The following is a 22,875-nucleotide window of genomic DNA, read 5'->3' as shown; positions in this document are numbered from 1 at the left end:
GTTTGCGCCTATTTATAAAAATAAACAATTATCCACTATGTTTTTTATAAGCTATAGTTTAACTGAGTAGAATTTCAAGAAAGGTGTTACAAACGATGCAGCACCGCCATGATATGCCCTTTGGCGCTGAATTGACGGAAAGAGGTACTGTACGTTTCCGGTTATGGGCGCCTGCCGCTAAACAAGTGGATTTATGCTTGGAAGGTACGCCAGAAGCAGCCCCCTTAGCTATGACTCTTAAAGAGGAGGGTTGGTTTGAGCTAGAAACCAAGCGGGCTGGACCGGGCAGTTTATACCGCTATCAGATCAACGGTGGGGAGCGGGTTCCTGATCCCGCTTCTCGATTCCAGCCCCGAGATATCCACGGTCCCAGCGAGGTAGTTGATCCAGCTACTTTTAAATGGGAGGAAGGCGGCTGGAGTGGACGGCCCTGGGAAGAGACCGTTATTTATGAGGTCCATGTAGGAACTTTTACCCCAGAGGGCACTTTTCAAGGTTTAGAGAACCGCCTGGAGCATCTGGTAAAATTAGGGGTAACCGCATTGGAACTGATGCCAGTTGCCGATTTCCCAGGTCGTTGGAATTGGGGATATGATGGTGTTTCCTTGTTTGCACCCGATAGCCGTTATGGCCAACCCCACGATCTCAAATCCCTTGTGCAAGCTGCCCATGCATGCGGTTTAATGGTGTTTTTAGACGTGGTGTACAATCATTTTGGTCCAGAAGGCAATTACCTCCATCAATATGCCCCAGACTTTTTTACGGAGCGTCACCACACCCCATGGGGAGCAGCTATCAATTTTGATGGTAAGGATGCCCATTGGGTTCGGCAATTTTTTATTCATAATGCTCTTTTTTGGCTAGAGGAATATCGATTCGACGGCCTTCGGTTAGATGCGGTTCATACAATTCAAGACGATTCTAAACCCCATATTCTGGAAGAGTTAGCAGAGACGGTCTTCTCCCAGTTGGATTCCAAACGACGTATACATCTGGTGCTAGAAAATGATAGTAATATAGCTCATTATCTTACCCGTACATCTAACGGGCAACCCCGTTGGTATACTGCACAATGGAATGACGATATCCACCATGCCTTGCATGTGCTCACTACTCAGGAAACTACAGGCTACTACCTAGACTATGCTGATCAGCCCATTGCTCATCTAGGCCGCTGTTTAAGCGAGGGCTTTGATTATCAAGGACAAAATTCTCCTTACAGGGAAGGAAAACCTCGCGGTGAGCCTAGTAAAGCTTTACCACCAAGCGCCTTTGTAGCCTTCTTTCAAAACCACGATCAAGTGGGTAACCGGGCTTTCGGTGAGCGAATAACAATTTTAACAACACCTGAACAAGTAAAGGCATTAACGGCACTGCTATTACTTTCTCCTTTCCCACCCCTTTTATTTATGGGGCAGGAGTGGGGATCAACTCAGCCTTTTCCTTTTTTTTGTGATTTTAGTGAGGATTTAACTGCCAGTGTTCGGGAGGGTCGGCGAAGGGAATTCGCCCATTTTCCTGAGTTTAATAGTCCTGCGGCCCAAAAGCAGATTCCGGATCCTACAGTTCAGGTGACCTTTGACAGCGCTGTTTTAAACTGGGCGCACGCAACCAATACAAAAGGAAAAGAATGGCTTGATCTGCATCAAAATCTGCTAAACCTCAGGCGTCAATGGATTGTACCTAGGCTAGCTACTATGAGGAAAAACAACGGTTATTATATACCCTTAGGCAAGCAAGCATTACAAGTTCGCTGGCAATTAGGTGATGGAGCGCAATTAACGCTATTAGCTAACTTAGGAAAAATTTCTGTTCCTTTACCATCTCTCCTTTCCGGAAGAACACTTTTTACGACCTCCTCAAATTTAGATGAAATACTTATTCACAAAAAATTGCCTCCTGAGATGGTAATTTGGTTTTTTAAGGAGAATCCCCATAGCTGAGATGACTATTTTATCATCACATGAAGTGAAAAATCTATTATATCCAAGGGAGTAAGATCATCAAAATTCCTCGTGCTACATACCGGCTCCAATTTAACAGCCAGTTTACCTTTGCTGATGCTGAGGCGATTGTTCCCTATCTCCATGAATTAGGCGTGAGTCACTGTTATGCGTCCCCTTACCTTAAGGCTCGTTCAGGAAGCCCTCACGGTTATGATATCGTGGATCATAATGCGCTTAATCCGGAGATCGGCGATGAAGAAACGTTCTCTTCTTGGATCTTAGCTTTGCGACGCCATGAAATGGGGCAAATACTTGATATTGTGCCTAATCATATGGGGGTGGGTGGCGATGATAATGGCTGGTGGCTCGATGTGCTGGAACACGGACCTGCTTCCGAATATGCTGGTTACTTTGATATTGATTGGCGTCCCATAAAAGAAGAATTACGAGGGAAGGTGCTATTGCCCCTGCTTGGAGATCATTATGGCACGGTACTCGAAAAAGGAGAGCTGGAACTCACCTTTGATCTTGAGCGGGGGCAATTTAGTCTTTGCTTTTATCATCATCGGTTTCCTATTGATCCAAACACTTATCCAGATATTTTGGGATATCGAATGGAGCGATTAGCAGATCACTTCCCAGAAGAAGAAGTATCTTTTCTAGAATATCAAAGCCTTATCACAGCTTTTCAGCACCTTCCCTCCCGCCATGACACTAGTGATGAGAAGAGAGCTGAACGCCTTCGAGACTGCGCTATTTACAAACGACGCTTGGCGGAATCGTGTCGAAAATATCCTGCCATTGGGGCCTTCGTACTAGATACTGTGGCAGTCCTCAACGGTGTGGTTGAGCAACCGGAGAGTTTTAATCAGCTGCACTATTTATTAGAGCGGCAGGCTTACCGACTTGCTTATTGGCGAGTCGCTGCCGACGAAATTAACTATCGCCGCTTCTTTGATATCAATGATTTAGCCGGTCTACGGATGGAAAATCAAGCGGTATTTGAAACCACTCATCGGTTTATTTTAGAGTTAGTGAAGAAAGGGGAGGTAGACGGGTTGCGGATCGATCACCCTGATGGACTTTACGATCCTCTTAGCTATTATCAGCACCTCAATAAAAAAATCATAGACATACAGGGTGAGGGCGAGAGGAATCATTTTTCCCATCCAATTTCTAAACCCAACTATTATATAGTAATTGAGAAAATCTTGGCTAGTTATGAACATCTCCCTGAAAACTGGCCTGTTTGTGGTACCACCGGTTATGAATTTGCCTCCCTCAATAACGGATTATTTATATATCCCTCTTCCCAAAAAGAGTTTGAACAACTCTATAGTCGTTTTATCGGTCGTTCATGGGATTTCGATCAATTACTTTATGAGCGTAAAAAAATCATCATTCGGGTCCAGCTTTCTAGTGAGCTTACAGTACTTGCCAATAGGCTTAATAGCATTGCTCAAAGGGATCGACATACCCGGGATTTTACTTTAAATGGACTGCGTGAGGCATTAACGGAAGTGGTTGCTTGTTTCCCTGTTTATCGTACCTACGTAGCTACGAATCAGGTTTCGGAAGAAGATAAGCGCTTTGTCCAGTGGGCCGTGGTCCAAGCAAAGAAGAGGAGTCCCGCTGCCGACATCAGTATTTTTGACTTTATCCAAGCTATTCTCTTGTTGGAAGCTTCATTAAGGAGCGAATTCCCCGAGGGGGTTATTCCCTTCGTTATGCGATTCCAACAATATACGGGGCCAGTTATGGCTAAAGCTCTTGAGGATACTGCATTATATATATACAATTATTTGGTTTCCCTCAATGATGTCGGCAGTGATCCGAGAAACTTTGGAGTTTCTCTTCCCTCTTTTCATCGAGCTAACCAAGAAAGGGTCCAACACTGGCCCCATGGTATGATAACTTCTTCAACTCATGACAGCAAGCGCAGCGAGGATGTACGTGCTCGCCTCAATGTGCTTTCTGAAATACCAGAAGAATGGCGTAAGCGCTTAAGTCGATGGACACGCATCAACCGTTCTAAAGTACGCAGGCTAAATGGATTTCGTGCCCCAAGCCGGAATGACGAGTATTTATTTTACCAAACAGTGCTTGGTGCTTGGCCTCTGCTTGAAATGAGCGAGGAGAGGTTAATCAACTTTCAAGGCCGCATTGAGGCCTATATGCTAAAAGCAATTAAAGAAGCTAAAGTTCATACTTCTTGGATAAATCCTAATATAGAGTACGAAACGGCAGTGGTCCATTTTGTGCGTAATGCTTTGGGTAATCTGGAAAAAAATCCTTTTTTAGTGGATTTTATACCCTTTCAGAAGCGAGTGGCAAGATTTGGCTTACTAAATGGATTATCTCAACTTTTATTAAAATTGACTGTTCCTGGTGTGCCAGATATTTACCAGGGTAATGAACTTTGGGAATTCCAACTTGTTGATCCCGATAACCGTCATCCCGTGGATTTTGCGTTAAGGCAACGAATGCTCCAGCATTTAATGCTGCTGATTCATTCAGGGCAGCCTTTGGCATTCCATACCTACGAACTGCTGAGAAATAAAGAAAATAGCCTGGTAAAACTTTATCTGACTTGGAAAGTCCTATCTTTTCGTGCGAGGTTGCCCTTCCTTTTTGAGAAAGGGGATTATACCGCTCTATCTGTTCATGGAGCTAAAGCAAAGCATATTTGTGCATTCGCAAGAAGACATCAAAATAAGCTAGTACTTTCTGTTGTTCCCAGGTGGTTTGCGCTTTTAGGCGACAACGGGGATGGACTGCCCCTTGGTGAGTCGCTGTGGAAAGGAACCTGGGTGGAAATACCGGAAGTCAATGGATACGAAAAATTCACTAATGTGTTGACTGACGAAATAATAACAATAGTGCGGAATAAGGGGAAAAACTATATTCCTGCTCATAAACTATTTAAAAATTTTTCCGTGTCACTGCTTTTTGGCCTTAAATAATTTTAGAATTTTATTCTATAACCGATTTTAAAGTCAGGCTCATTTATTTTATTTATTAATTTTTACCTTTAGCTGAGAAGCGCATCGGTTTATTATGTTTGTGAGACCGCTAATGGTTTGGTTATTTCTGCTCGCTCTTTTTCTTATTTTCATCGTTCCGGCTAAATTTCGCCTCCAGACATTAGGAGGCATTATCTTATTGACTTTAATCGGCTTTTTTATATCTCAACCTGAGGAAGAAGGTGCCAAAGAAGTTAGAAATATTATTCCTATCGAGCAGATCGAATTCATTACGGTTGAATTTCAACCCAGACCTGGCGTTGGCCAAGAGTTGGTTGGAGAAATTTTAAATCATTCTTCTTATGCACTCACTGGGCTTGGAATCCAATTAATCATTAAGGACTGTATTAAAAATAGCGAGGAATCTCAAGAGATCTGCAGCGTCTTAGAAGAAACTCGGGCACATTTATCGCTATTTGCCCCGCCCAAAGAAAAGCGTAAGTTTAAAAAGCGTCTGTATCTTAGGGAACTACATGCACGGGGGCATATACAATGGGAATATACAATTCTTTATACCGAAACCAGGAAGAGAGGGTTTTGGGAGAGGCTTTCTTTTTTCCAGGGCTGAAAATTTTGTTTTTAGGAATAGGTTTCTTGGCCGGGTGTGCCAGCAGCGGGCTCACGAAGGATCGCCTTATTATCCTGGAAGATGCAATTCAGTCTTATGCTTCCAGCATACGTTGGCAGCATTATGAGATTTTAGATACTTTAGTACGACCTCGAAATGGGCCATCTAAACTTGTTTCCCGGGATTTTTTGAATAACGCTCGGATAACTAGGTATGAGGTTCTTAGGCGGCAGCTATCGGAAGACGGGTTAACAGCTAAAGTCACTATTAAGTTTAATTACTATTATCCGGACGATAACGTTGTACGTACACTTAATGATCAGCAGAATTGGTGGTATGAAGAACAATCACAGCATTGGTTTTTAGAGAAGTTGCCAAATTTTACGCAGATACCACCTTCTCTTTGAAGCCGTATCTCCTATTGAGTTTAGCATAGAGCTTTCAAAAAATTAGAGTATATATAGGCTACTTTTTAAAAAATATGCTATATATGTGCTAATAATACCTATTTATGATTAGTATTACGCGAAAGTGGCGGAATCGGTAGACGCGCTGGTTTTAGGTACCAGTGGGGAAATCCCGTGAGAGTTCGAGTCTCTCCTTTCGCACCAATTAACAGCTTTGCTAGGTTTTTCTATATTAAAACACTAAATAGATTGAGGTAATATATTTATGCAGGTCACGGTAGAAGCGACCGGCGAACTAGAACGGCGCTTGACCATCACATTACCGGAGGGTAATTTTGAAAACAGGGTGCAAGAGCGTCTGCGTTCCATGGTTCCGAGAATAAAAATGGATGGTTTTCGTCCTGGCAAAGTCCCTTACAAGGTGGTAGAACGTCGGTACGGCTCAGCTGTACGCCAAGAGGTATCGGATGAATTTGTACGGGATAGTTTTCGTGATGCGATCAAAGAAAAATCCTTGCGACCTGCTAGTATGCCGCGGGTTGAGCCACCTCAGTTGGAAGCTGGCAAACCTTTTGCCTATACGGTAACTTTCGAAGTATTACCAGATATTGAGTCTGTTAAGCTTGACGGAATTAAGATCAAACAGCCACGGGCTGAAATCACCGATAAGGATATCCAAGAGGTTTTAGAAAAGCTACGGGAACAGCATATAGAATGGGAACCCGTGGAACGTCCAGCTCAAGAGGCGGATGGAGTGACTATTAATTATCATGGCAGTATTGAAGAAAAATCTTTCCCAGGTGGGAGCAAAGAGGATTTTTTTGTTATTTTGGGTAAAGGAACGACTCTTAAGGAATTCGAAGAACACTTAATAGGCGCCCATACGGGCCAAGAGCTTACTTTTGATATCACTTTTCCAGAAGATTACGGCAATCAGGAATTGGCAGGTAAGCAGGCAAGCTTTACAGTGAAAGTTATTTCCGTGACGGCGCCACGGTTACCTGAGATTAATGAAGATTTTGCGGAGAAGCTCGGTATTAAGGAAGGAGGAGTGGAGACCCTACGCCAGGAAATTAAGGTTTCGATGACGCGAAACTTGGAACAAGCCACTCGTGATCGCGTACGAGAGCAAATTATGGATAGCTTACTGGCTGCTAATCCTATCACTTTACCAATATCGTTGGTGAAGGAGGAAATGAAAATTTTGCATGAGCAAGCCAAGAATAACTTGATTAAACAAGGTATTAACCCACAAGCAATCTCTTTGGGTGAATCTCCATTTGTAGAACAGGCGCGTAAACGGGTGGCTTTAAGGTTAATTTTTAGTACGATCTTAGAAAAGCAAGAAATTAAGGCGGGTCAAGATAAAGTAAAGCAAAGAGTCACGGAGCTTGCAGCGAGTTACGAGGACCCGGAGGAGTTTTCTCGATGGATATTTGGCGATCAAGAACGCCTTTCAGAAATTGAAAGAGACGTTATGGAAACTCAGATCGTAGATTGGGTACTGGGTCAGGTTGAGGTTTCAGATGAAGCGATGAGTTTCGAAGAGGTAGTAAATCCTCAGATTTCCCTAGCAAAGGAGAAGATTCAGGATTAACAAAGTGGTTAATGAAAACTTAAAGGTAGAAAATGCATGATCGATAGCCTCAATACGTTAGTTCCGATGGTCGTAGAGCAAACAGCTCGCGGGGAACGCGCTTACGATATCTATTCTCGACTACTTAAGGAGCGGGTAGTATTTTTGGTGGGGCCAGTTGAAGATCATATGGCGAATTTGGTTGTTGCCCAACTGCTCTTTTTGGAATCTGAAAACCCTGATAAAGATATTCATCTTTATATTAATTCTCCGGGGGGATCGGTAACCGCTGGACTATCCATCTATGATACGATGCAATTTATTAAACCTGATGTAAGCACTCTTTGCGTTGGTCAAGCAGCCAGTATGGGGGCAGTGTTATTAGCAGGGGGAGCGCCGGGGAAACGCCATTGCTTGCCCCATTCACGGCTTCTCATTCACCAGCCTTTGGGAGGCTTCCAAGGGCAAGCCACGGACATTGATATTCATGCGAGGGAGATTTTGTTGGTTCGGGAGCGTCTAAATCATATTCTCGCTAAGCATACCGGCCAGCCTATTGAAAAAATCCAACATGATACTGATCGTGACTATTTTATGAGCGCAACCGAATCATTGGCCTATGGGTTAGTTGACTCAGTGCTTAAACAACGTACCGAGATATCGCTTTAGGAAATTTAGTTGCAAGGGAACCGCGGAATTTAACTGGCTCTCTAAAGATATAATTAGGTTGAAGCCACTTGTTTACCTGAGAATTTTGCAGGAAAGATAAGTCATGAATAACGACAAGCCCCGTAGAGGTGACGACGATAGACTGCTTTACTGCTCTTTTTGCGGCAAAAGCCAGCATGAAGTGCGAAAGCTTATTGCAGGTCCCTCTGTTTTCATATGCGATGAATGTGTTGAGCTTTGCAATGACATCATTCGTGAGGAAATGCAGGATAGGCTCTCTTCCGGCAAGAGCAGTCATCTACCTACACCCCATGAAATCAGGGATATCCTTAATCAGTATGTTATTGGCCAAAGCCATGCCAAAAAAGTACTATCGGTAGCTGTTTACAATCACTACAAGCGTCTTCAGTTAGGTAAAAAGAATGATGACGTTGAGTTGTCAAAAAGTAACATTTTACTTATAGGTCCTACGGGTAGCGGTAAGACCCTGCTTGCAGAGACACTAGCACGCTTGTTAGATGTTCCATTTACTATTGCCGATGCTACCACTTTGACGGAAGCAGGCTACGTTGGCGAGGATGTAGAGAATATCATCCAAAAATTGTTGCAGAAATGCGATTATGATGTTGAGAAAGCCCAAACAGGTATTGTGTATGTTGATGAAATAGATAAGATTTCTCGTAAATCAGATAATCCGTCTATTACTCGCGATGTCTCTGGTGAAGGGGTACAACAAGCCTTACTTAAATTGATCGAAGGAACCATAGCCTCAGTGCCTCCTCAGGGAGGGCGGAAACATCCACAGCAAGAATTCCTGCAGGTCAATACAGCTAATATTCTTTTTATCTGTGGAGGTGCTTTTGCCGGACTTGAAAAAATTATCCGAGATCGCTCCAAGAAGGGAGGTATCGGTTTTTCCGCTGAGGTTAAAAGTGTGGAAGATAAGCGGAGTATGGGAGAAGTTTTGCAGGCCGTTGAGCCAGAAGATCTTATTAAGTATGGCCTGATCCCTGAATTTGTAGGGCGTATGCCAGTAGTTGCAACTTTGGATGAGCTAGATGAGGCTGCGCTTATCCGTATTCTAAGAGAACCCAAGAACGCGCTTACTAAGCAATTTGCCCGCTTGTTTGAAATGGAAAACTGCAAGGTTGAGTTTCGCGAAGATGCGTTACGGGCAGTTGCGACTAAGGCAATGGAACTTAAAACCGGTGCTCGAGGATTACGTTCCATCCTTGAGAATGTCCTACTCGATACGATGTACGATCTGCCATCAATGGACCATGTGAGTAAAGTGGTAATTGATGAAAGTGTCGTTAAAAGAGAGGCGGAGCCATTATTAATCTATGAACATCAGGAAACCAAAGCGGCTTCGGATTAATAAAATAACCTTGTATAAAAATTTTGGAATATTTCATGATGCCTTCGCTAGCCAGTTGATTTTGATGCGTTACATCCCCATATAAGCGAAGGAGTCCCTTCCTGTGTGGGTAAGCCCTACCATTGGCTGAAGTTCATTTCTTGATACCATAAGATGAAGCAGCTAGATTTAGCCTACTTTCCAATATATGGAGGTTTTCCAGCATGAAGAAAGATGGCACGAAGACCGATACAGTTATAGTTAAAGGAGGGGTTTCTACCCCGGTGCTACCGCTACGCGATGTCGTTGTTTACCCCTATATGGTTATTCCTCTCTTCGTGGGACGTGAAAAATCTATTAGAGCGCTTGAGGCGGCAATTGAAGCCAATCAACAAATATTGCTGGTGGCTCAGAAGAATCCTGTCCAAGATGATCCTCAGCTTGAGGATATTTATGGTATCGGAACATTAGCTAATATATTGCAGCTGCTTAAACTTCCTGATGGAACGGTAAAAGTGCTCGTGGAAGGCAGTGAGCGGGCTCAGATAAGTCAGTATATCAGTGCGGAAAATTATTTTTGTGCACAGCTGTTTCATTATAAAAATATTGGAGAGGATAATCGAGAAACAGAAATACTTACCCGCTCTTTGCTTAACCAGTTTGAGCAATACGTTAAGCTTAACAAAAAAGTACCACCCGAAATCCTATCCTCACTTTCAAGTATCGATGATTCAGGCCGACTGGCGGATACCATTGCTGCCCATATGGCGCTTAAAATCGAGGAAAAGCAGATTGTTCTGGAAATTAATGATGTTCGAGAACGCTTAGAACATTTATTAGGTCTTTTGGAATCAGAAATTGATATTCTTCAGGTAGAAAAGCGCATTCGTGGGCGTGTTAAGCGGCAAATGGAGAAAAGCCAGCGCGAATATTATTTAAATGAGCAAGCAAAGGCTATCCAAAAGGAATTAAGTGAGCTTGAAGATGTCCCTAATGAAATCGAAGAACTCACTAATAAAATTGAAAAAGCAGGTATGCCGAAGGAAGCCAAGGCTAAAGCCATGGTGGAGCTAAATAAGTTGCAGTTGATGTCACCCATGTCCGCTGAAGCGACTGTTGTACGCAACTACATTGATTGGTTGGTAAGTGTGCCTTGGAAAAAAAGGAATCGAGTTCGTTTGGATTTAGTTAAGGCAGAAGAGGTGCTTGAAGCGGATCATTATGGCTTAGAAAAGGTGAAGGAGAGAATCCTTGAACACCTAGCTGTACAACAACGGGTAAAGCAGTCTAAAGGGCCTATATTATGCTTGGTGGGTCCTCCCGGGGTAGGAAAAACTTCTATCGCCCGCTCTATTGCTCGTGCGACTAATCGAAAATTTGTTCGTATGTCTTTAGGAGGAGTCCGTGACGAAGCTGAAATACGAGGACATCGCCGCACTTATATTGGCTCGATGCCTGGCAAAATTATCCAAAACTTAGCTAAAAATGGTACTCGTAACCCCTTATTTTTGCTGGATGAAGTTGACAAAATGGCAATGGATTTTCGTGGCGATCCTGCGTCAGCATTATTAGAAGTCCTAGACCCTGAGCAAAATAATACCTTTAATGATCATTATTTAGAAGTAGATTATGATCTCTCAGAAATCATGTTTGTGACTACCGCGAATACTTTAAATATTCCGGGACCTTTGCTTGATAGGATGGAAGTTATTCGGATATCAGGTTATACGGAAGATGAGAAAATCAATATTGCTACCCGTTATCTTGCTCCGAAGTCAACTAAGGACAATGGCCTTAGGAAGGGAGAGCTTACTCTCTCTGAAGGAGCGGTAAAGGATATTATTCGTTACTATACAAGGGAAGCTGGCGTCCGTAACTTAGAACGAGAAATTTCTAAGATTTGCCGTAAAGTAGTTAAGCGGATTCAATTAAAGCCAGCTGTTAAAAAAGTTACCGTAAACGCTAGAAATTTAGATACTTTTTTAGGAGTAAAACAATACCGCTTTGGGCGGGCTGATGAACAAGATCGAGTAGGCCAAGTAACGGGATTGGCCTGGACGGAAGTAGGAGGAGATTTGCTTACGATCGAGTCTGCAGTAATGCCTGGCAAGGGGAAGGCAACTTATACGGGGCAATTAGGTGATATTATGCAAGAATCGATTCAAGCGGCAACTACCGTGGTGCGCCATAGAGCTGAATGGCTAGGCATTGATCCAAGTTTCTATCAAAGTTATGACATTCATGTCCATGTACCAGAAGGCGCTATTCCCAAGGATGGTCCAAGTGCAGGAATCGGTATGTGCACAGCGTTAGTTTCAGCCTTAACTAATGTTCCTGTACGAGCCAATGTAGCAATGACAGGAGAGATTACCCTACGCGGAGAGGTGCTGCCTATTGGCGGAGTAAAGGAAAAGTTGCTCGCGGCCTTACGGGGGGGCATTGAAATTGTGCTTATTCCAGAAGAAAACTGTAAAGATTTGGCTGAAACCCCGAAAAATATCACCCAGAATCTTGATATTCGCCCTGTTAAATGGGTTGAGGACGTCTTTGCTGTTGCCTTGCAGCGTATGCCTGAGGGAAAAAAGAGTAATGATGGCCCAATTAAAGAAGGTGAAACTATTGGACCCCAAGGAAAAGCAGCATTAGTAAGAACTCACTAGATATTAAGCGGTGCTAGATAAAAATCTAAAGCAACGACTGATCGGGGCAGCGGTGCTAATTAGCGTAGGAATAATTGTAATTCCTTTATTGCTTGGTGAGCCTACCGAGATGCTCCCTGAATATAAAGCGCTTGAGGTCGTCAATAAGCCTTTGCCGGAACCGGAAAAATCGACTTTTGTCTCTACCGTTAAAAAACTGCCAGCGCAAGGTGAGCAAAAGTTGCCAAACTTTGTTCCTTTGAGTAAAGAAAAATCTTCTGTATCGTCGTCGAAAGCGGCAAAATGGTTTGTTCAAATAGGTAGCTTCAGTCATCAGAAAAACGCGCTGCAGATGCATCGCGATGTGACTTCCTCTGGTTATAAAGCGTTTATAGAGACAGCAAAAAAAGGGGAAAAAACAATTTATAAGGTTCGAGTAGGTCCAGAAAAAAATAGAATACGCGCCAAGGAGATTAGGAAGGAGTTAGAACGTCGGTTGCAAACCAAAGCTTTCGTTATTTCACCCTCTGATAGTTAAAGTAGATATATTAATTCCCTATAATAAGGATAGGCTATTGATTTGGATAGATTATGCCATTATCGGAATTATTTTTCTATCGGGGTTTTTCAGCTTAGCAAGAGGATTCGTCAAGGAAGCTTTATCTTTAATTGCTTGGGTAGCGGCTTTTTGGATCGGACTAAATTTCTCACCCCAAATAGCTGAATGGCTTGCCGATTTAATCTCAATTTCACCTTCGCTACGATTAGTAATAGCCTTTCTTATGCTCTTGCTAGCTACTTTGTTGTTTTCTGCAATTGTAAACCATTTCATTGTCAAGTTGGTGCAAACAACGGGACTAACGGGTACGGATAGAATTCTCGGACTTGCCTTTGGTATTACACGCGGTGTGGCTATTACCACAGTGTTGGTAATTTTAGCGGGAATGACCCCTATACCCCAGGAATCATGGTGGCAAAATTCACGATTGCTTAATTATTTTCAAGGACTCGCTCTTTGGGTACGTAGCTTTATGCCTCCTGATATTGCTGGACATATTCAGTTTTAAATGATCCATACAAGAGGATAGGCAAGATGTGCGGCATTATCGGCATTGTGGCCAACGAAGAAGTCAACCAATCTTTGTATGATGGTTTGACGGTATTGCAGCATCGAGGACAAGACGCCGCCGGAATCGTAACCTACGATAAGGGCCGGTTATACTTGCGTAAGGATAATGGTTTAGTAAAAGATGTTTTTCATACCCGCCACATGTTGATGCTTAAAGGCAGAATGGGAATGGGTCATGTTCGTTATCCCACTGCGGGTTGCTCCTCCTCGGCTGAAGCCCAGCCTTTTTATGTAAATTCCCCCTATGGTATTACTTTTGCCCACAACGGTAATTTAACAAATTCGGAAGAGTTGAAAAGGGCTCTTTTTCGGGCGGACAGGAGGCATATTAATACCAATTCTGATTCGGAAGTGCTGCTTAATGTACTTGCCCATGAATTGCAGCGGCTAAATAAAATGAGAATGACCCCCAGCGATTTATTTACTGCGGTTAGTCAGGTGCATCAACGTTGTCACGGAGCATACGCGGTTGTAGCAATGATCGCAGGCTATGGTATATTGGCGTTTCGGGATCCTTATGGAATTCGTCCTCTAGTTTTTGGTAGACGTGAAAAAATTCCTAAGACCGAATACATTGTTGCTTCTGAGAGTGTTGCAATTGACGCATTAGGATATGAATTGGTTCGCGATGTAGCACCAGGGGAAGCCATCTTTATTGATATGAAAGGTGATCTTCACATCCAGCAGTGTATTGATGGTTCGATGTATTCACCCTGCATCTTTGAGTATGTTTATCTCGCCCGGCCTGATTCGATGATTGATGATGTTTCAGTGCATAAATCTCGAATGCGGATGGGGGAAAAGCTTGCTCAGAAAATACTGCGGGAGCGTCCAGATCACGATATTGATGTCGTAATTCCGATCCCTGATACTAGTCGTAGCGCAGCCTTACAATTAGCCTACGTGCTGGGAATTGTATATCGAGAAGGTTTTATTAAGAATCGTTACATTGGCCGAACGTTTATTATGCCGGGGCAGAAGCAGCGGAAAAAGTCAGTTCGGCAGAAGCTTAATCCTATCGATTTAGAATTTAAGGGTAAAAATGTACTGCTTATAGACGACTCTATCGTGCGTGGAACAACCTCTCGGCAAATTATCCAGATGGCACGAGATGCGGGCGCCCACAAAGTGTATTTTGCTTCGGCTTCACCTCCTGTACGCTATCCTAATGTCTATGGGATTGATATGCCGGCGGCAAGTGAACTGGTTGCCCATAACCGTACCGAGCAAGAAATCGCCGATATTCTAGGAGCAGATTGGCTAATCTACCAAGATTTGTCCGATCTTATCGATGCAGTCCGGAAACGTAATCCTGCCCTAACGTGTTTTGATGTTTCTTGTTTTACGGGCGATTATGTTACGGGTGATGTTAATACCGAATATCTAAAAAAATTAGAAAACCAACGCTCGGATAATGCTAAGCTAACTCGGGAAGAGCGTGATATGAACATTATTGAACTCTATAATACTGCGTAGTTAAATCATTAATTTATCCAAATTTTGACAGTAATAGCATCGCCCGTTACAATCCCTGCGTTTCGCTTATGCCAACGAATTTATCGGATCACGTATTACCTTGGAAACTAGCTCAATCCGGTCAGCGGATTCAAGGACGGGTACCGCTTATATGTATACCGGGACTGGAATTAGATCTTTTAGATAAAGAAGGGTTCGCTGAGGCTGAACTATCATTTAATTGCAATAAGGAAGGCCGCTGTTTTGTTCGAGGACATGTCAAAGCACGATTACGATTGGCCTGTCAGCGGTGTTTGCAACCTGTAGATATTGTTGTTGATACCCAAATTGGACTTGAACTGGTGGTAAATGAAACGGAAATTTATCATTGGCCTGATAGCTGTGAGCAGTGGATCGTAAAACCAGAGGAAACTGCATCTCTATGGCGCTTGGTAAGAGAAGAGCTGCTTTTGGCACTTCCGATCGCGGTTAGTCATCCATTGGGTGAATGTTCTGAAGCAGAAATTCCAGATCTGATTGAATAAAAAGAGGGACAAGGCGTCCAATACTCGTATAAATTGAATCCCCTTCGTAAATTTAAGGAGTTTTAACATGGCTGTTCAGCAAAATAGAAAAACCCCATCTAAGAGGGGTATGCGCCGCGCCCACGATAGGCTAAAAAAGCCGACACTTTCTGTGGATTTTTCCTCGGGAGAAACTCATCGTCGGCACCATATTACAACGGACGGTTACTACCGTGGGAAAAAGGTAATCTTCAGTAAAGAAGAAAGCGAAGACGAAAACGAATAAGGGCATTTTAGGATTGAATGTTACCATCGCGCTAGATGCAATGGGGGGCGATTACGGTCCCCAAGTAGTTGTTCCTGCCGCACTTAAAGTGCTCTCTGAAATGATTAATGTAAAGTTAATCCTAATCGGAGATCAAGATCTGTTAAATAATTTAGTGGCAGCACATCGGGGGGAATTGGGAACACGCTTGACTATCCAGCATGCCTCACAGAAAGTTGAAATGGACGAAACGCCTTCACAAGCTTTACGGGCTAAAAAGGATTCTTCCATGCGAATAGCTATTAATCTAGTTAAAAGCAGAAAGGCTGATGCTTGTGTAAGCGCTGGTAATACTGGTGCCTTGATGGCCATTGCTCGCTTTGTACTCAAGACTTTACCGGGGATTGATCGTCCAGCAATTGTTTCAGCTTTGCCTACAATTCGGGGACACTGCTATATGCTAGACTTAGGCGCTAATGTAGATTCAAGCGCTCAGAATTTGTACCAATTTGCCTTGATGGGATCGGTGCTGGCCAGTGCTATTGATAGCATTAAAGAACCTTCGGTAGGGCTGCTAAATATCGGCTCGGAAATTATAAAAGGGAATGAGCGAATCAAGCAGGCAGGCCGCATGCTTTCCCAGAGTCATTTAAACTATGCGGGGTTTATAGAAGGGGACGATGTCTACGAAGGCCGAGTTGATGTGGTTGTCTGTGATGGCTTCGTGGGCAACGTAGCATTAAAATCCAGTGAAGGAGTCGCTCGAATGGTACGCCATTACCTCCAGGAGTCGTTTCAACGTAACTACCTTACCCGCTTTGCGGGCTTCCTTGTTTTCCCGGTGCTTAAAGCCTTCCGCCAGCGGATGGATCCTCGACGTTATAATGGAGCTAATTTGCTAGGGCTTAATGGGGTAGTTATTAAAAGCCATGGTGGAGCAGATATAACAGCTTTTGCCCATGCAATTCATATTGCTGTAATTGAAGCCCGTAAAGATGTACCTAAACATATCAGTGCCCATTTGGAGCCGTGGTTATCGGAAGGACAAGTGGTTTGAGCTATACCCGTATTATAGGAACCGGAGGGTTTCTTCCCAAAAGAGTACTCACCAACGCTGATTTAGAGCGCTTGGTGGATACTTCTGATCAATGGATCAGGGAACGAACGGGAATTAAAGAGCGACATGTGGCTGAACCTGATCAAACCGCTTGCGATCTTGCCGAATTAGCTGCTTGGAAGGCTATTGAAGCAGCAGCCATCGCACCCCAAGAGATTGATCTTATCATCGTGGCGACTACTACGCCTGATCGAATTTTTCCCAGCACGGCCTGCCTACTTCAACAGCGGTTAGATATTCATGATTCTGCTGCTTTTGATATTCAAGCTGTTTGTACCGGCTTTGTTTATGCCTTGAGCATAGCCGAGAAGTTTATTCGCACTGGTAGCGCCCAAACCGCCTTAGTTGTGGGTACCGAAACCTTATCTCGCATTATCGATTGGAGTGATCGCTCCACCTGTGTGCTATTTGGTGATGGGGCTGGGGCGGTAGTACTTCAGGCTAGTTCGGAACCAGGAGTGCTTTCAACTCACCTTCATGCGGATGGCAGTTACCAAGAGCTATTGACGGTGCCTGCGGGTATTTCTGAGGCTTATGAACGAGTGAAGCAGGGAGAAGCTTTCATTCAAATGAAAGGAAATGAAGTTTTCAAGATAGCGGTTCGCACTCTGGAGTACATGGTTGAGGAGACGTTGGCAGCTAATGGGATGACTCAGCAGGAAATTGATTGGCTTATTCCCCACCAAGCTAATATCCGGATCATTGCTGCTACTGCTAAGAAGTTAAATCTTTCTATGGAACGAGTGATTGTTACCGTTGATACTCATGGCAATACTTCTGCCGCTTCAGTCCCATTAGCGCTGGATATAGGGGTCCGTGATGGCCGAATCAAGCGAGGAGATACCCTTTTACTTGAAGCCTTTGGTGGCGGCTTTACCTGGGGTTCAGCTCTGTTAATATACTGATTTAATGAATAAATTAGCATTTGTGTTTCCAGGGCAAGGCTCTCAAACTATAGGGATGTTAGCCGATTTTTACGAACCCTATCCCCAAGTACGAGAGACTTTCGACCAGGCTTCTGCCGCTGTGAGATATGATCTTTGGAAGTTGGTGCAGGAAGGGCCAGAGGAGAAATTAAACCGTACCGATTATACCCAACCAGCTATGTTAGCAGCGGGGGTGGCTGTTTGGCGGATTTGGTGCGCTGCGGAAGGGCGGAGTCCAGATTTTATGGCTGGACACAGCCTAGGAGAATATACAGCATTGGTCTGTGCTGGAGCTCTAGAATTTGTATCGGCGATAGGCTTAGTTGCAGATCGAGGGCGCTATATGCTTGAGGCGGTATCAGAGCCAGAAGGTGCAATGGCCGCTATCCTTGGTCTCCCCGATGATGTCGTTAAAAGCATTTGTGAGCAATCTTCTGAGGGCCAAATAGTGGAAGCAGTCAATTTCAATGCACCGGGACAGGTGGTGATTGCTGGTCATACTGATGCTATTCACAGAGCGGTGAGTAAAGCTAAAGAAATGGGGGCAAAGCGGGCTGTGTTTCTTCCTGTGAGCGTTCCTTCTCACTGCCAGCTTATGGGACCAGCAGCAAAGCAGCTTCGCCAGCGTTTATCAGAATATATGATTGAAACGCCATCTATTCCAGTAGTAAATAATGTAGATGTGACCGTTAATGAAGATCCCCATACTATTTGCGATGCTTTAGCTCGGCAAGTGAATCACCCTGTACGCTGGGTGGAAACGATAACCTGGCTAAAATCTCAGGGGGTGGATGTATTGATTGAATGCGGACCTGGAAAAGTGTTGACGGGACTCATCAGACGAATTGATAAGAGTATGACGGTACTGCCTATTTCTGATCCGGCTGGCCTTGAGAAGGCGCTCAATATTACGGCAGGAGATGGTTCATGAAATTGGAAGGTAAGATTGCTTTAATTACTGGAGCGAGTAGGGGAATCGGTCGGGCTATTATCGAGGGAATTGCTCTTCAAGGAGCGACGGTAGTTGGAACGGCTACCTCAAAGGCGGGTGCTGAAGGAATTAGTGCTTTCCTTGCTGAACGGGAATGGCCAGGTATGGGGATAGTATTGGATGTCTCTGATCCTGCTTCAATTGATTCAGCGCTTACGGTTACTTCAGAGCAACTCGGTGCTCCCACAGTTTTGATCAATAATGCAGGTATTACCCATGATAATCTGCTAATGCGTATGAAAGATGAGGAATGGGAAACTATTCTTAATACCAATCTAACAGCTATTTATCGTCTCTCAAAAGGATGCCTTCGGGGTATGATAAAAACTCGTTGGGGACGCATTATTAATATTGCTTCGGTAACCGGTGTGATGGGAAATGCAGGACAAACTAACTATGCTGCTGCAAAGGCAGGCATGATAGGCTTTACCAAAGCGCTTGCACGGGAGGTAGGAACTCGTGGGGTTACCGTTAATACTGTAGCTCCAGGCTTTATAGACACCGATATGACTCGCGATCTAGCTGATACTCAACGGAAAGTATTGCTGGCGCAAATCCCCTTAAACAGATTGGGCAAAGCCCAGGAAGTTGCTGCTGCAGTCGCTTTTCTTGCAAGTTTAGAGGCGAGTTATATTACGGGAGAAACTTTACATGTTAACGGCGGACTCTATATGGCCTAGTTATTATTAAGAGCTTTAAAAGCATATTATTTTTATTGTCTTGTTGCTTTAGGGGGTTACCGATAAACTAGCATCCGCAGATGAATCTGTGAAGCTGTTTTTTAGAGGAATAAACTATTATGAGTGATATAGAAACACGAGTTAAAGAAATCGTGGTTGAACAATTAGGCGTAAATCCTGAAGAGGTAGCTAATGAGTCGTCCTTTGTGGATGATCTGGGAGCTGATTCATTAGATACCGTAGAACTCGTTATGGCACTGGAAGAAGCCTTCGAGTGTGAGATTCCTGATGAAGAAGCGGAAAATATTTCTACCGTTCAAGAAGCTATTAATTATATTAAAGAACGCCAAGGATAAGCATACTGCTTATTGATCCAAAGCAAGAGGCCAGGCCGTATCATGGAAATACCATAATGCGGCCGCGTTTCTTTATTTAAAAGGGAGTGAATTGTTGTCTGATAAACGGGTTGCCGTTACGGGCCTTGGTACAGTTTGTCCAATGGGGTTGGATGTTAAGGAATCTTGGGCCAATTTATTAGCAGGTAAGAGTGGCATTGGATCTATTACCAATTTTGATGTTACAAATTTTCCTGTTCGCTTTGGAGGGGCAGTAAAGGGATTTGATATTGAACATTATCTCCCCTTAAAAGATGCCCGTAAAATGGATCCCTTTATCCATTATGGCATCGCTGCGGCAAGGCAAGCTGTTGAGGATTCGGGATTAGAAGTTAACGAAGCGAACGCGACTCAAGTGGGTGTTGCTATTGGCTCGGGTATTGGTGGGCTGCATGGGATCGAAATTGGGCACAGTGCATACCTCCAAGGGGGACCACGTAAGATTTCTCCTTTCTTTGTGCCGAGCAATATTATCAATATGATTGCCGGGAATCTATCTATCCTTTATGGCATGAAGGGTCCTAATATCGCTATTGTAACAGCTTGCACCACCGGGACTCATAATATCGGTGAGGCAACACGTATCATCCAGCGTGGCGAGGCAAAGGTAATGATAGCCGGGGGTGCAGAAATGGCGACTTCTCCCACGGGTCTAGGTGGTTTTGCATCCGCCCGTGCTTTATCTACTCGTAATGAGGAACCGGAAACAGCAAGCCGGCCTTGGGATAAAGATCGGGATGGTTTTGTTCTAGGCGATGGTGCCGGCATTGTAGTTCTAGAAGAGTTGGAACATGCTAAGCGGCGTGGAGCTCGAATCTATGCCGAGGTGGTAGGTTTTGGAATGAGCGCTGACGCCTACCATATGACCCAGCCGCCAAGAGATGGAGAAGGGGCAGCTCGTTGTATGATAAATGCGCTAAAAGACGCTCATCTCAATAGCGAAGACATTGATTATATTAATGCCCATGGTACTTCTACGCTTGCCGGTGATCGTGCGGAAGCTCTTGCGATTAAGGCAGTTTTGAAAAGTCATGCTCAAAAAACCGCCGTGAGTTCTACCAAGTCTATGACGGGGCATCTGCTAGGTGCCGCGGGAGGAATAGAGGCTATATTTTCTGTACTCGCTATCCGTGATCAAATTGCTCCTCCCACGATTAATATTTTCAATCTTGATCCGGAATGCGAAGGTTTAGATTATGTGCCGAATACCGCTCGGGAAATGAAAATTAAAACTGTTGTTTCTAATTCCTTCGGATTTGGCGGTACCAATGGATCTTTAATTTTTCGCCAATTGGAATGAGTCCATAGCTTGGTAGTATCGAGCTTTGGTTTTACCCTTAATGATCCTTGTAAATGGCAAGGTTGCCTCTGACATTGAGGTTACCGATAGAGGTTTACAATATGGTGATGGCTTATTCGAGACAATCGCCATTCATGATGAACGAGCTATACTTTATTCATCTCACTTAAAACGGTTAGAAGAGGGTTGTCGTCGTTTATTGATACCGCCAATAGCGCGGGAAATTCTAGACGAAGAGGTAGTTAAGGTTTGTCAGGGGATTTCTCGAGGGGTATTGAAAATTATGGTGACTCGGGGCAGCGGGGGCCGCGGTTATCAACCGCCATCGCAACCTCAACCTACTCGCATTCTTTCAGTGTATCCTTGGCCAAATTATCCATCCATTTTTATGGAGTATGGGATTACCCTTCGAGTTTGCCGCACTTCACTAGGCTATAACCCCTCCTTAGCAGGTATAAAGCACCTTAGTCGTTTAGAACAAGTGCTAGCTAGAAGTGAATGGAAAAATCCAATGATTCCTGAAGGATTGATGCTAGACAGCCAAGGGCACGTCATTGAAGGGACTATGAGCAACCTGTTCATTGTTCAAGACGCCCACTTACAAACCCCCGATTTAAGCGGCTGCGGTGTAGCTGGAGTCATGCGAGAGTTTATATTAAAGCAGGCTTTTAATTTGGGGTTAAAAACGGTAGTGCGCCCATTAATGCTGGCAGATCTCAAAAGAGCGGAAGAGCTTTTTATTTGTAACAGTTTAATAGGGATATGGCCGGTACGCCGTCTTGGAGAAAGTCAATATCCCTTAGGCCCGGTAACGCGGCACCTACAGCATTTAATGCAATCCTAGCTCGTTCACTCTAATTGAGCAACAGTTAGGTAATATCATGGGTAAAAAATTTTTCTTTTTATTAGCGCTGTTAGGATTCGCGGTAGGATCAGGAATATTATGGTTAAAATTTGAGTATGATCGCTTCATTCATATACCACTTCAGATAGGCCAGCAAGGTCTGCATTTGGTAATTCCCAGCGGTGCTACAATATATTCCGTTGCTAATGAACTACATCAACGAGAAGTTTTAGCACAGCATCCTCTGTATTTAGTATTATTAGCTCGTTGGCAGGGGGTCGCCAAGGACATTAAAGCCGGTGAGTACCATATTCAGGCAGCAATAACACCGTTGGCTTTTCTGCGCCAAATTGTAATAGGTAAGGTAAAGCAATATAGCTTAACCTTGGTGGAAGGATGGACTTTTCCGCAAGTGAGAAAAGCTGTCCAAAATAGTCCTTATCTTCAACAAACCTTGAATCGACAATTATTAGATTCTGAGATCATGATACGTCTTGGTTATCCTCGTGAACATCCAGAAGGCCGATTTTTCCCTGATACTTATTTTTTCCCTGCTAATACCACTGACTTGGATTTTTTGCAACGCGCCTATCAACTTATGGAAAATCACCTAGCTCAAGAATGGGAAAATCGTGAACCTGAGCTTCCTTACCGAAATCCCTACGATGCTTTGATACTAGCCTCCATCATTGAACGGGAGAGCGCACTGACCAAAGAGCGGCCTTTGATTGCTGGCGTATTCGTGCGGCGTCTTCAAAGAGGAATGCGCTTACAAACTGATCCAACGGTTATCTATGGTCTAGGAAATCATTTTGATGGAAATTTACGGCGCCAGGATTTAAAAAAAGATACACTTTATAATACCTATACCCGTTCTGGACTTCCTCCAACACCTATTTGTATGCCTAGTCTTGGAGCATTACAAGCAGCACTTCACCCAGCAGGAGAAAAATCACTCTATTTTGTTTCTCGTGGTGATGGCAGCCATCATTTCTCGGCTACCTTTAAAGAACATAAGGAAGCAGTACGAAACTATCAATTAGGTAGGCAGAATAATAATTAAT

The 22,875-nt window shown here is 43.8% G+C and carries 20 protein-coding genes and 1 tRNA gene; all 21 read left to right on the top strand.

Annotated features, from left to right (window positions below):
- The first annotated feature begins 95 nt into the window (after positions 1-95).
- Positions 96-1,943, top strand: coding sequence for a malto-oligosyltrehalose trehalohydrolase (gene treZ / locus NWAT_RS07280; RefSeq protein ID WP_013220477.1), 1,848 nt, complete (start codon positions 96-98; stop codon positions 1,941-1,943).
- 32 nt (positions 1,944-1,975) lie between these two features.
- The gene (gene treY / locus NWAT_RS07275; protein ID WP_332309893.1) at positions 1,976-4,909 is read left to right on the top strand and encodes a malto-oligosyltrehalose synthase; all 2,934 of its coding nucleotides are present in this window, start codon (positions 1,976-1,978) and stop codon (positions 4,907-4,909) included.
- Positions 4,910-5,021: 112 nt separating this feature from the next.
- Positions 5,022-5,537 carry a hypothetical protein gene (locus tag NWAT_RS07270; protein WP_013220475.1) on the top strand — a complete coding sequence of 172 codons (516 nt, stop codon included), beginning with the start codon at positions 5,022-5,024 and terminating at the stop codon, positions 5,535-5,537.
- A 525-nt stretch (positions 5,538-6,062) separates the two neighbouring features.
- Positions 6,063-6,148 (top strand) — tRNA-Leu (locus NWAT_RS07260).
- A gap of 61 nt (positions 6,149-6,209) precedes the next feature.
- Complete coding sequence (gene tig, locus NWAT_RS07255) at positions 6,210-7,541, top strand: trigger factor (RefSeq protein ID WP_013220473.1); 1,332 nt, start codon at positions 6,210-6,212, stop codon at positions 7,539-7,541.
- A gap of 36 nt (positions 7,542-7,577) precedes the next feature.
- Positions 7,578-8,189 (top strand): ATP-dependent Clp endopeptidase proteolytic subunit ClpP, encoded by a 612-nt coding sequence (gene clpP, locus NWAT_RS07250; RefSeq protein ID WP_013220472.1) that lies wholly within the window; start codon positions 7,578-7,580, stop codon positions 8,187-8,189.
- 103 nt (positions 8,190-8,292) lie between these two features.
- A complete protein-coding gene (clpX, locus tag NWAT_RS07245) occupies positions 8,293-9,567 on the top strand; it encodes an ATP-dependent Clp protease ATP-binding subunit ClpX (RefSeq protein ID WP_013220471.1) in 1,275 nt (424 codons plus the stop codon).
- A 203-nt stretch (positions 9,568-9,770) separates the two neighbouring features.
- Entirely contained in the window at positions 9,771-12,206 is a 2,436-nt protein-coding gene (gene lon, locus NWAT_RS07240) for an endopeptidase La (RefSeq protein ID WP_013220470.1), read from the top strand.
- Between the two features lie 10 nt (positions 12,207-12,216).
- Entirely contained in the window at positions 12,217-12,723 is a 507-nt protein-coding gene (locus NWAT_RS07235; RefSeq protein WP_013220469.1) for an SPOR domain-containing protein, read from the top strand.
- A 37-nt stretch (positions 12,724-12,760) separates the two neighbouring features.
- Positions 12,761-13,252, top strand: a complete 492-nt coding sequence (locus NWAT_RS07230) for a CvpA family protein (RefSeq protein ID WP_013220468.1) — start codon at positions 12,761-12,763, stop codon at positions 13,250-13,252.
- Between the two features lie 26 nt (positions 13,253-13,278).
- Entirely contained in the window at positions 13,279-14,790 is a 1,512-nt protein-coding gene (gene purF, locus NWAT_RS07225) for an amidophosphoribosyltransferase (protein ID WP_013220467.1), read from the top strand.
- A 68-nt stretch (positions 14,791-14,858) separates the two neighbouring features.
- Positions 14,859-15,314, top strand: coding sequence for a YceD family protein (locus NWAT_RS07220; protein WP_013220466.1), 456 nt, complete (start codon positions 14,859-14,861; stop codon positions 15,312-15,314).
- Between the two features lie 67 nt (positions 15,315-15,381).
- Positions 15,382-15,579: a 50S ribosomal protein L32 gene (gene rpmF / locus NWAT_RS07215; RefSeq protein WP_013220465.1), complete on the top strand. Its 198-nt coding sequence runs from the start codon at positions 15,382-15,384 to the stop codon at positions 15,577-15,579.
- A gap of 13 nt (positions 15,580-15,592) precedes the next feature.
- Positions 15,593-16,615: a phosphate acyltransferase PlsX gene (gene plsX / locus NWAT_RS07210; RefSeq protein WP_083781432.1), complete on the top strand. Its 1,023-nt coding sequence runs from the start codon at positions 15,593-15,595 to the stop codon at positions 16,613-16,615.
- Positions 16,612-17,580 carry a beta-ketoacyl-ACP synthase III gene (locus NWAT_RS07205; RefSeq protein ID WP_013220463.1) on the top strand — a complete coding sequence of 323 codons (969 nt, stop codon included), beginning with the start codon at positions 16,612-16,614 and terminating at the stop codon, positions 17,578-17,580. The genes plsX and NWAT_RS07205 overlap by 4 nt, the downstream gene beginning before the upstream one ends.
- Positions 17,581-17,584: 4 nt before the next feature.
- Complete coding sequence (fabD, locus tag NWAT_RS07200; protein WP_013220462.1) at positions 17,585-18,532, top strand: ACP S-malonyltransferase; 948 nt, start codon at positions 17,585-17,587, stop codon at positions 18,530-18,532.
- Entirely contained in the window at positions 18,529-19,272 is a 744-nt protein-coding gene (gene fabG / locus NWAT_RS07195) for a 3-oxoacyl-ACP reductase FabG (protein ID WP_013220461.1), read from the top strand. The genes fabD and fabG overlap by 4 nt, the downstream gene beginning before the upstream one ends.
- Positions 19,273-19,391: 119 nt before the next feature.
- Positions 19,392-19,628, top strand: coding sequence for an acyl carrier protein (gene acpP, locus NWAT_RS07190; RefSeq protein ID WP_013220460.1), 237 nt, complete (start codon positions 19,392-19,394; stop codon positions 19,626-19,628).
- A gap of 94 nt (positions 19,629-19,722) precedes the next feature.
- Complete coding sequence (gene fabF / locus NWAT_RS07185) at positions 19,723-20,967, top strand: beta-ketoacyl-ACP synthase II (protein WP_013220459.1); 1,245 nt, start codon at positions 19,723-19,725, stop codon at positions 20,965-20,967.
- A gap of 40 nt (positions 20,968-21,007) precedes the next feature.
- Entirely contained in the window at positions 21,008-21,811 is an 804-nt protein-coding gene (gene pabC, locus NWAT_RS07180; protein ID WP_013220458.1) for an aminodeoxychorismate lyase, read from the top strand.
- A 37-nt stretch (positions 21,812-21,848) separates the two neighbouring features.
- Positions 21,849-22,874: an endolytic transglycosylase MltG gene (gene mltG, locus NWAT_RS07175; protein ID WP_013220457.1), complete on the top strand. Its 1,026-nt coding sequence runs from the start codon at positions 21,849-21,851 to the stop codon at positions 22,872-22,874.
- The last annotated feature ends 1 nt before the right edge of the window (position 22,875 follow it).

The organism is Nitrosococcus watsonii C-113 (genome assembly GCF_000143085.1).
GTDB classification, from domain to species: Bacteria; Pseudomonadota; Gammaproteobacteria; order Nitrosococcales; family Nitrosococcaceae; genus Nitrosococcus; species Nitrosococcus watsonii.
The sequence above is the reverse complement of the archived record's forward strand: the minus strand, read 5'-3'. Positions and strand labels throughout refer to the sequence as shown.

Coding starts and splice junctions, on each gene's coding strand:
- purF (WP_013220467.1), top strand. CDS start 13,279: ATGTGCGGCATTATCGGCATTGTGGCCAACGAAGAAGTCAACCAATCT.
- acpP (WP_013220460.1), top strand. CDS start 19,392: ATGAGTGATATAGAAACACGAGTTAAAGAAATCGTGGTTGAACAATTA.
- pabC (WP_013220458.1), top strand. CDS start 21,008: ATGATCCTTGTAAATGGCAAGGTTGCCTCTGACATTGAGGTTACCGAT.
- treZ (WP_013220477.1), top strand. CDS start 96: ATGCAGCACCGCCATGATATGCCCTTTGGCGCTGAATTGACGGAAAGA.
- NWAT_RS07220 (WP_013220466.1), top strand. CDS start 14,859: ATGCCAACGAATTTATCGGATCACGTATTACCTTGGAAACTAGCTCAA.
- NWAT_RS07270 (WP_013220475.1), top strand. CDS start 5,022: ATGGTTTGGTTATTTCTGCTCGCTCTTTTTCTTATTTTCATCGTTCCG.
- rpmF (WP_013220465.1), top strand. CDS start 15,382: ATGGCTGTTCAGCAAAATAGAAAAACCCCATCTAAGAGGGGTATGCGC.
- mltG (WP_013220457.1), top strand. CDS start 21,849: ATGGGTAAAAAATTTTTCTTTTTATTAGCGCTGTTAGGATTCGCGGTA.
- clpP (WP_013220472.1), top strand. CDS start 7,578: ATGATCGATAGCCTCAATACGTTAGTTCCGATGGTCGTAGAGCAAACA.
- clpX (WP_013220471.1), top strand. CDS start 8,293: ATGAATAACGACAAGCCCCGTAGAGGTGACGACGATAGACTGCTTTAC.
- fabD (WP_013220462.1), top strand. CDS start 17,585: ATGAATAAATTAGCATTTGTGTTTCCAGGGCAAGGCTCTCAAACTATA.
- fabG (WP_013220461.1), top strand. CDS start 18,529: ATGAAATTGGAAGGTAAGATTGCTTTAATTACTGGAGCGAGTAGGGGA.
- lon (WP_013220470.1), top strand. CDS start 9,771: ATGAAGAAAGATGGCACGAAGACCGATACAGTTATAGTTAAAGGAGGG.
- tig (WP_013220473.1), top strand. CDS start 6,210: ATGCAGGTCACGGTAGAAGCGACCGGCGAACTAGAACGGCGCTTGACC.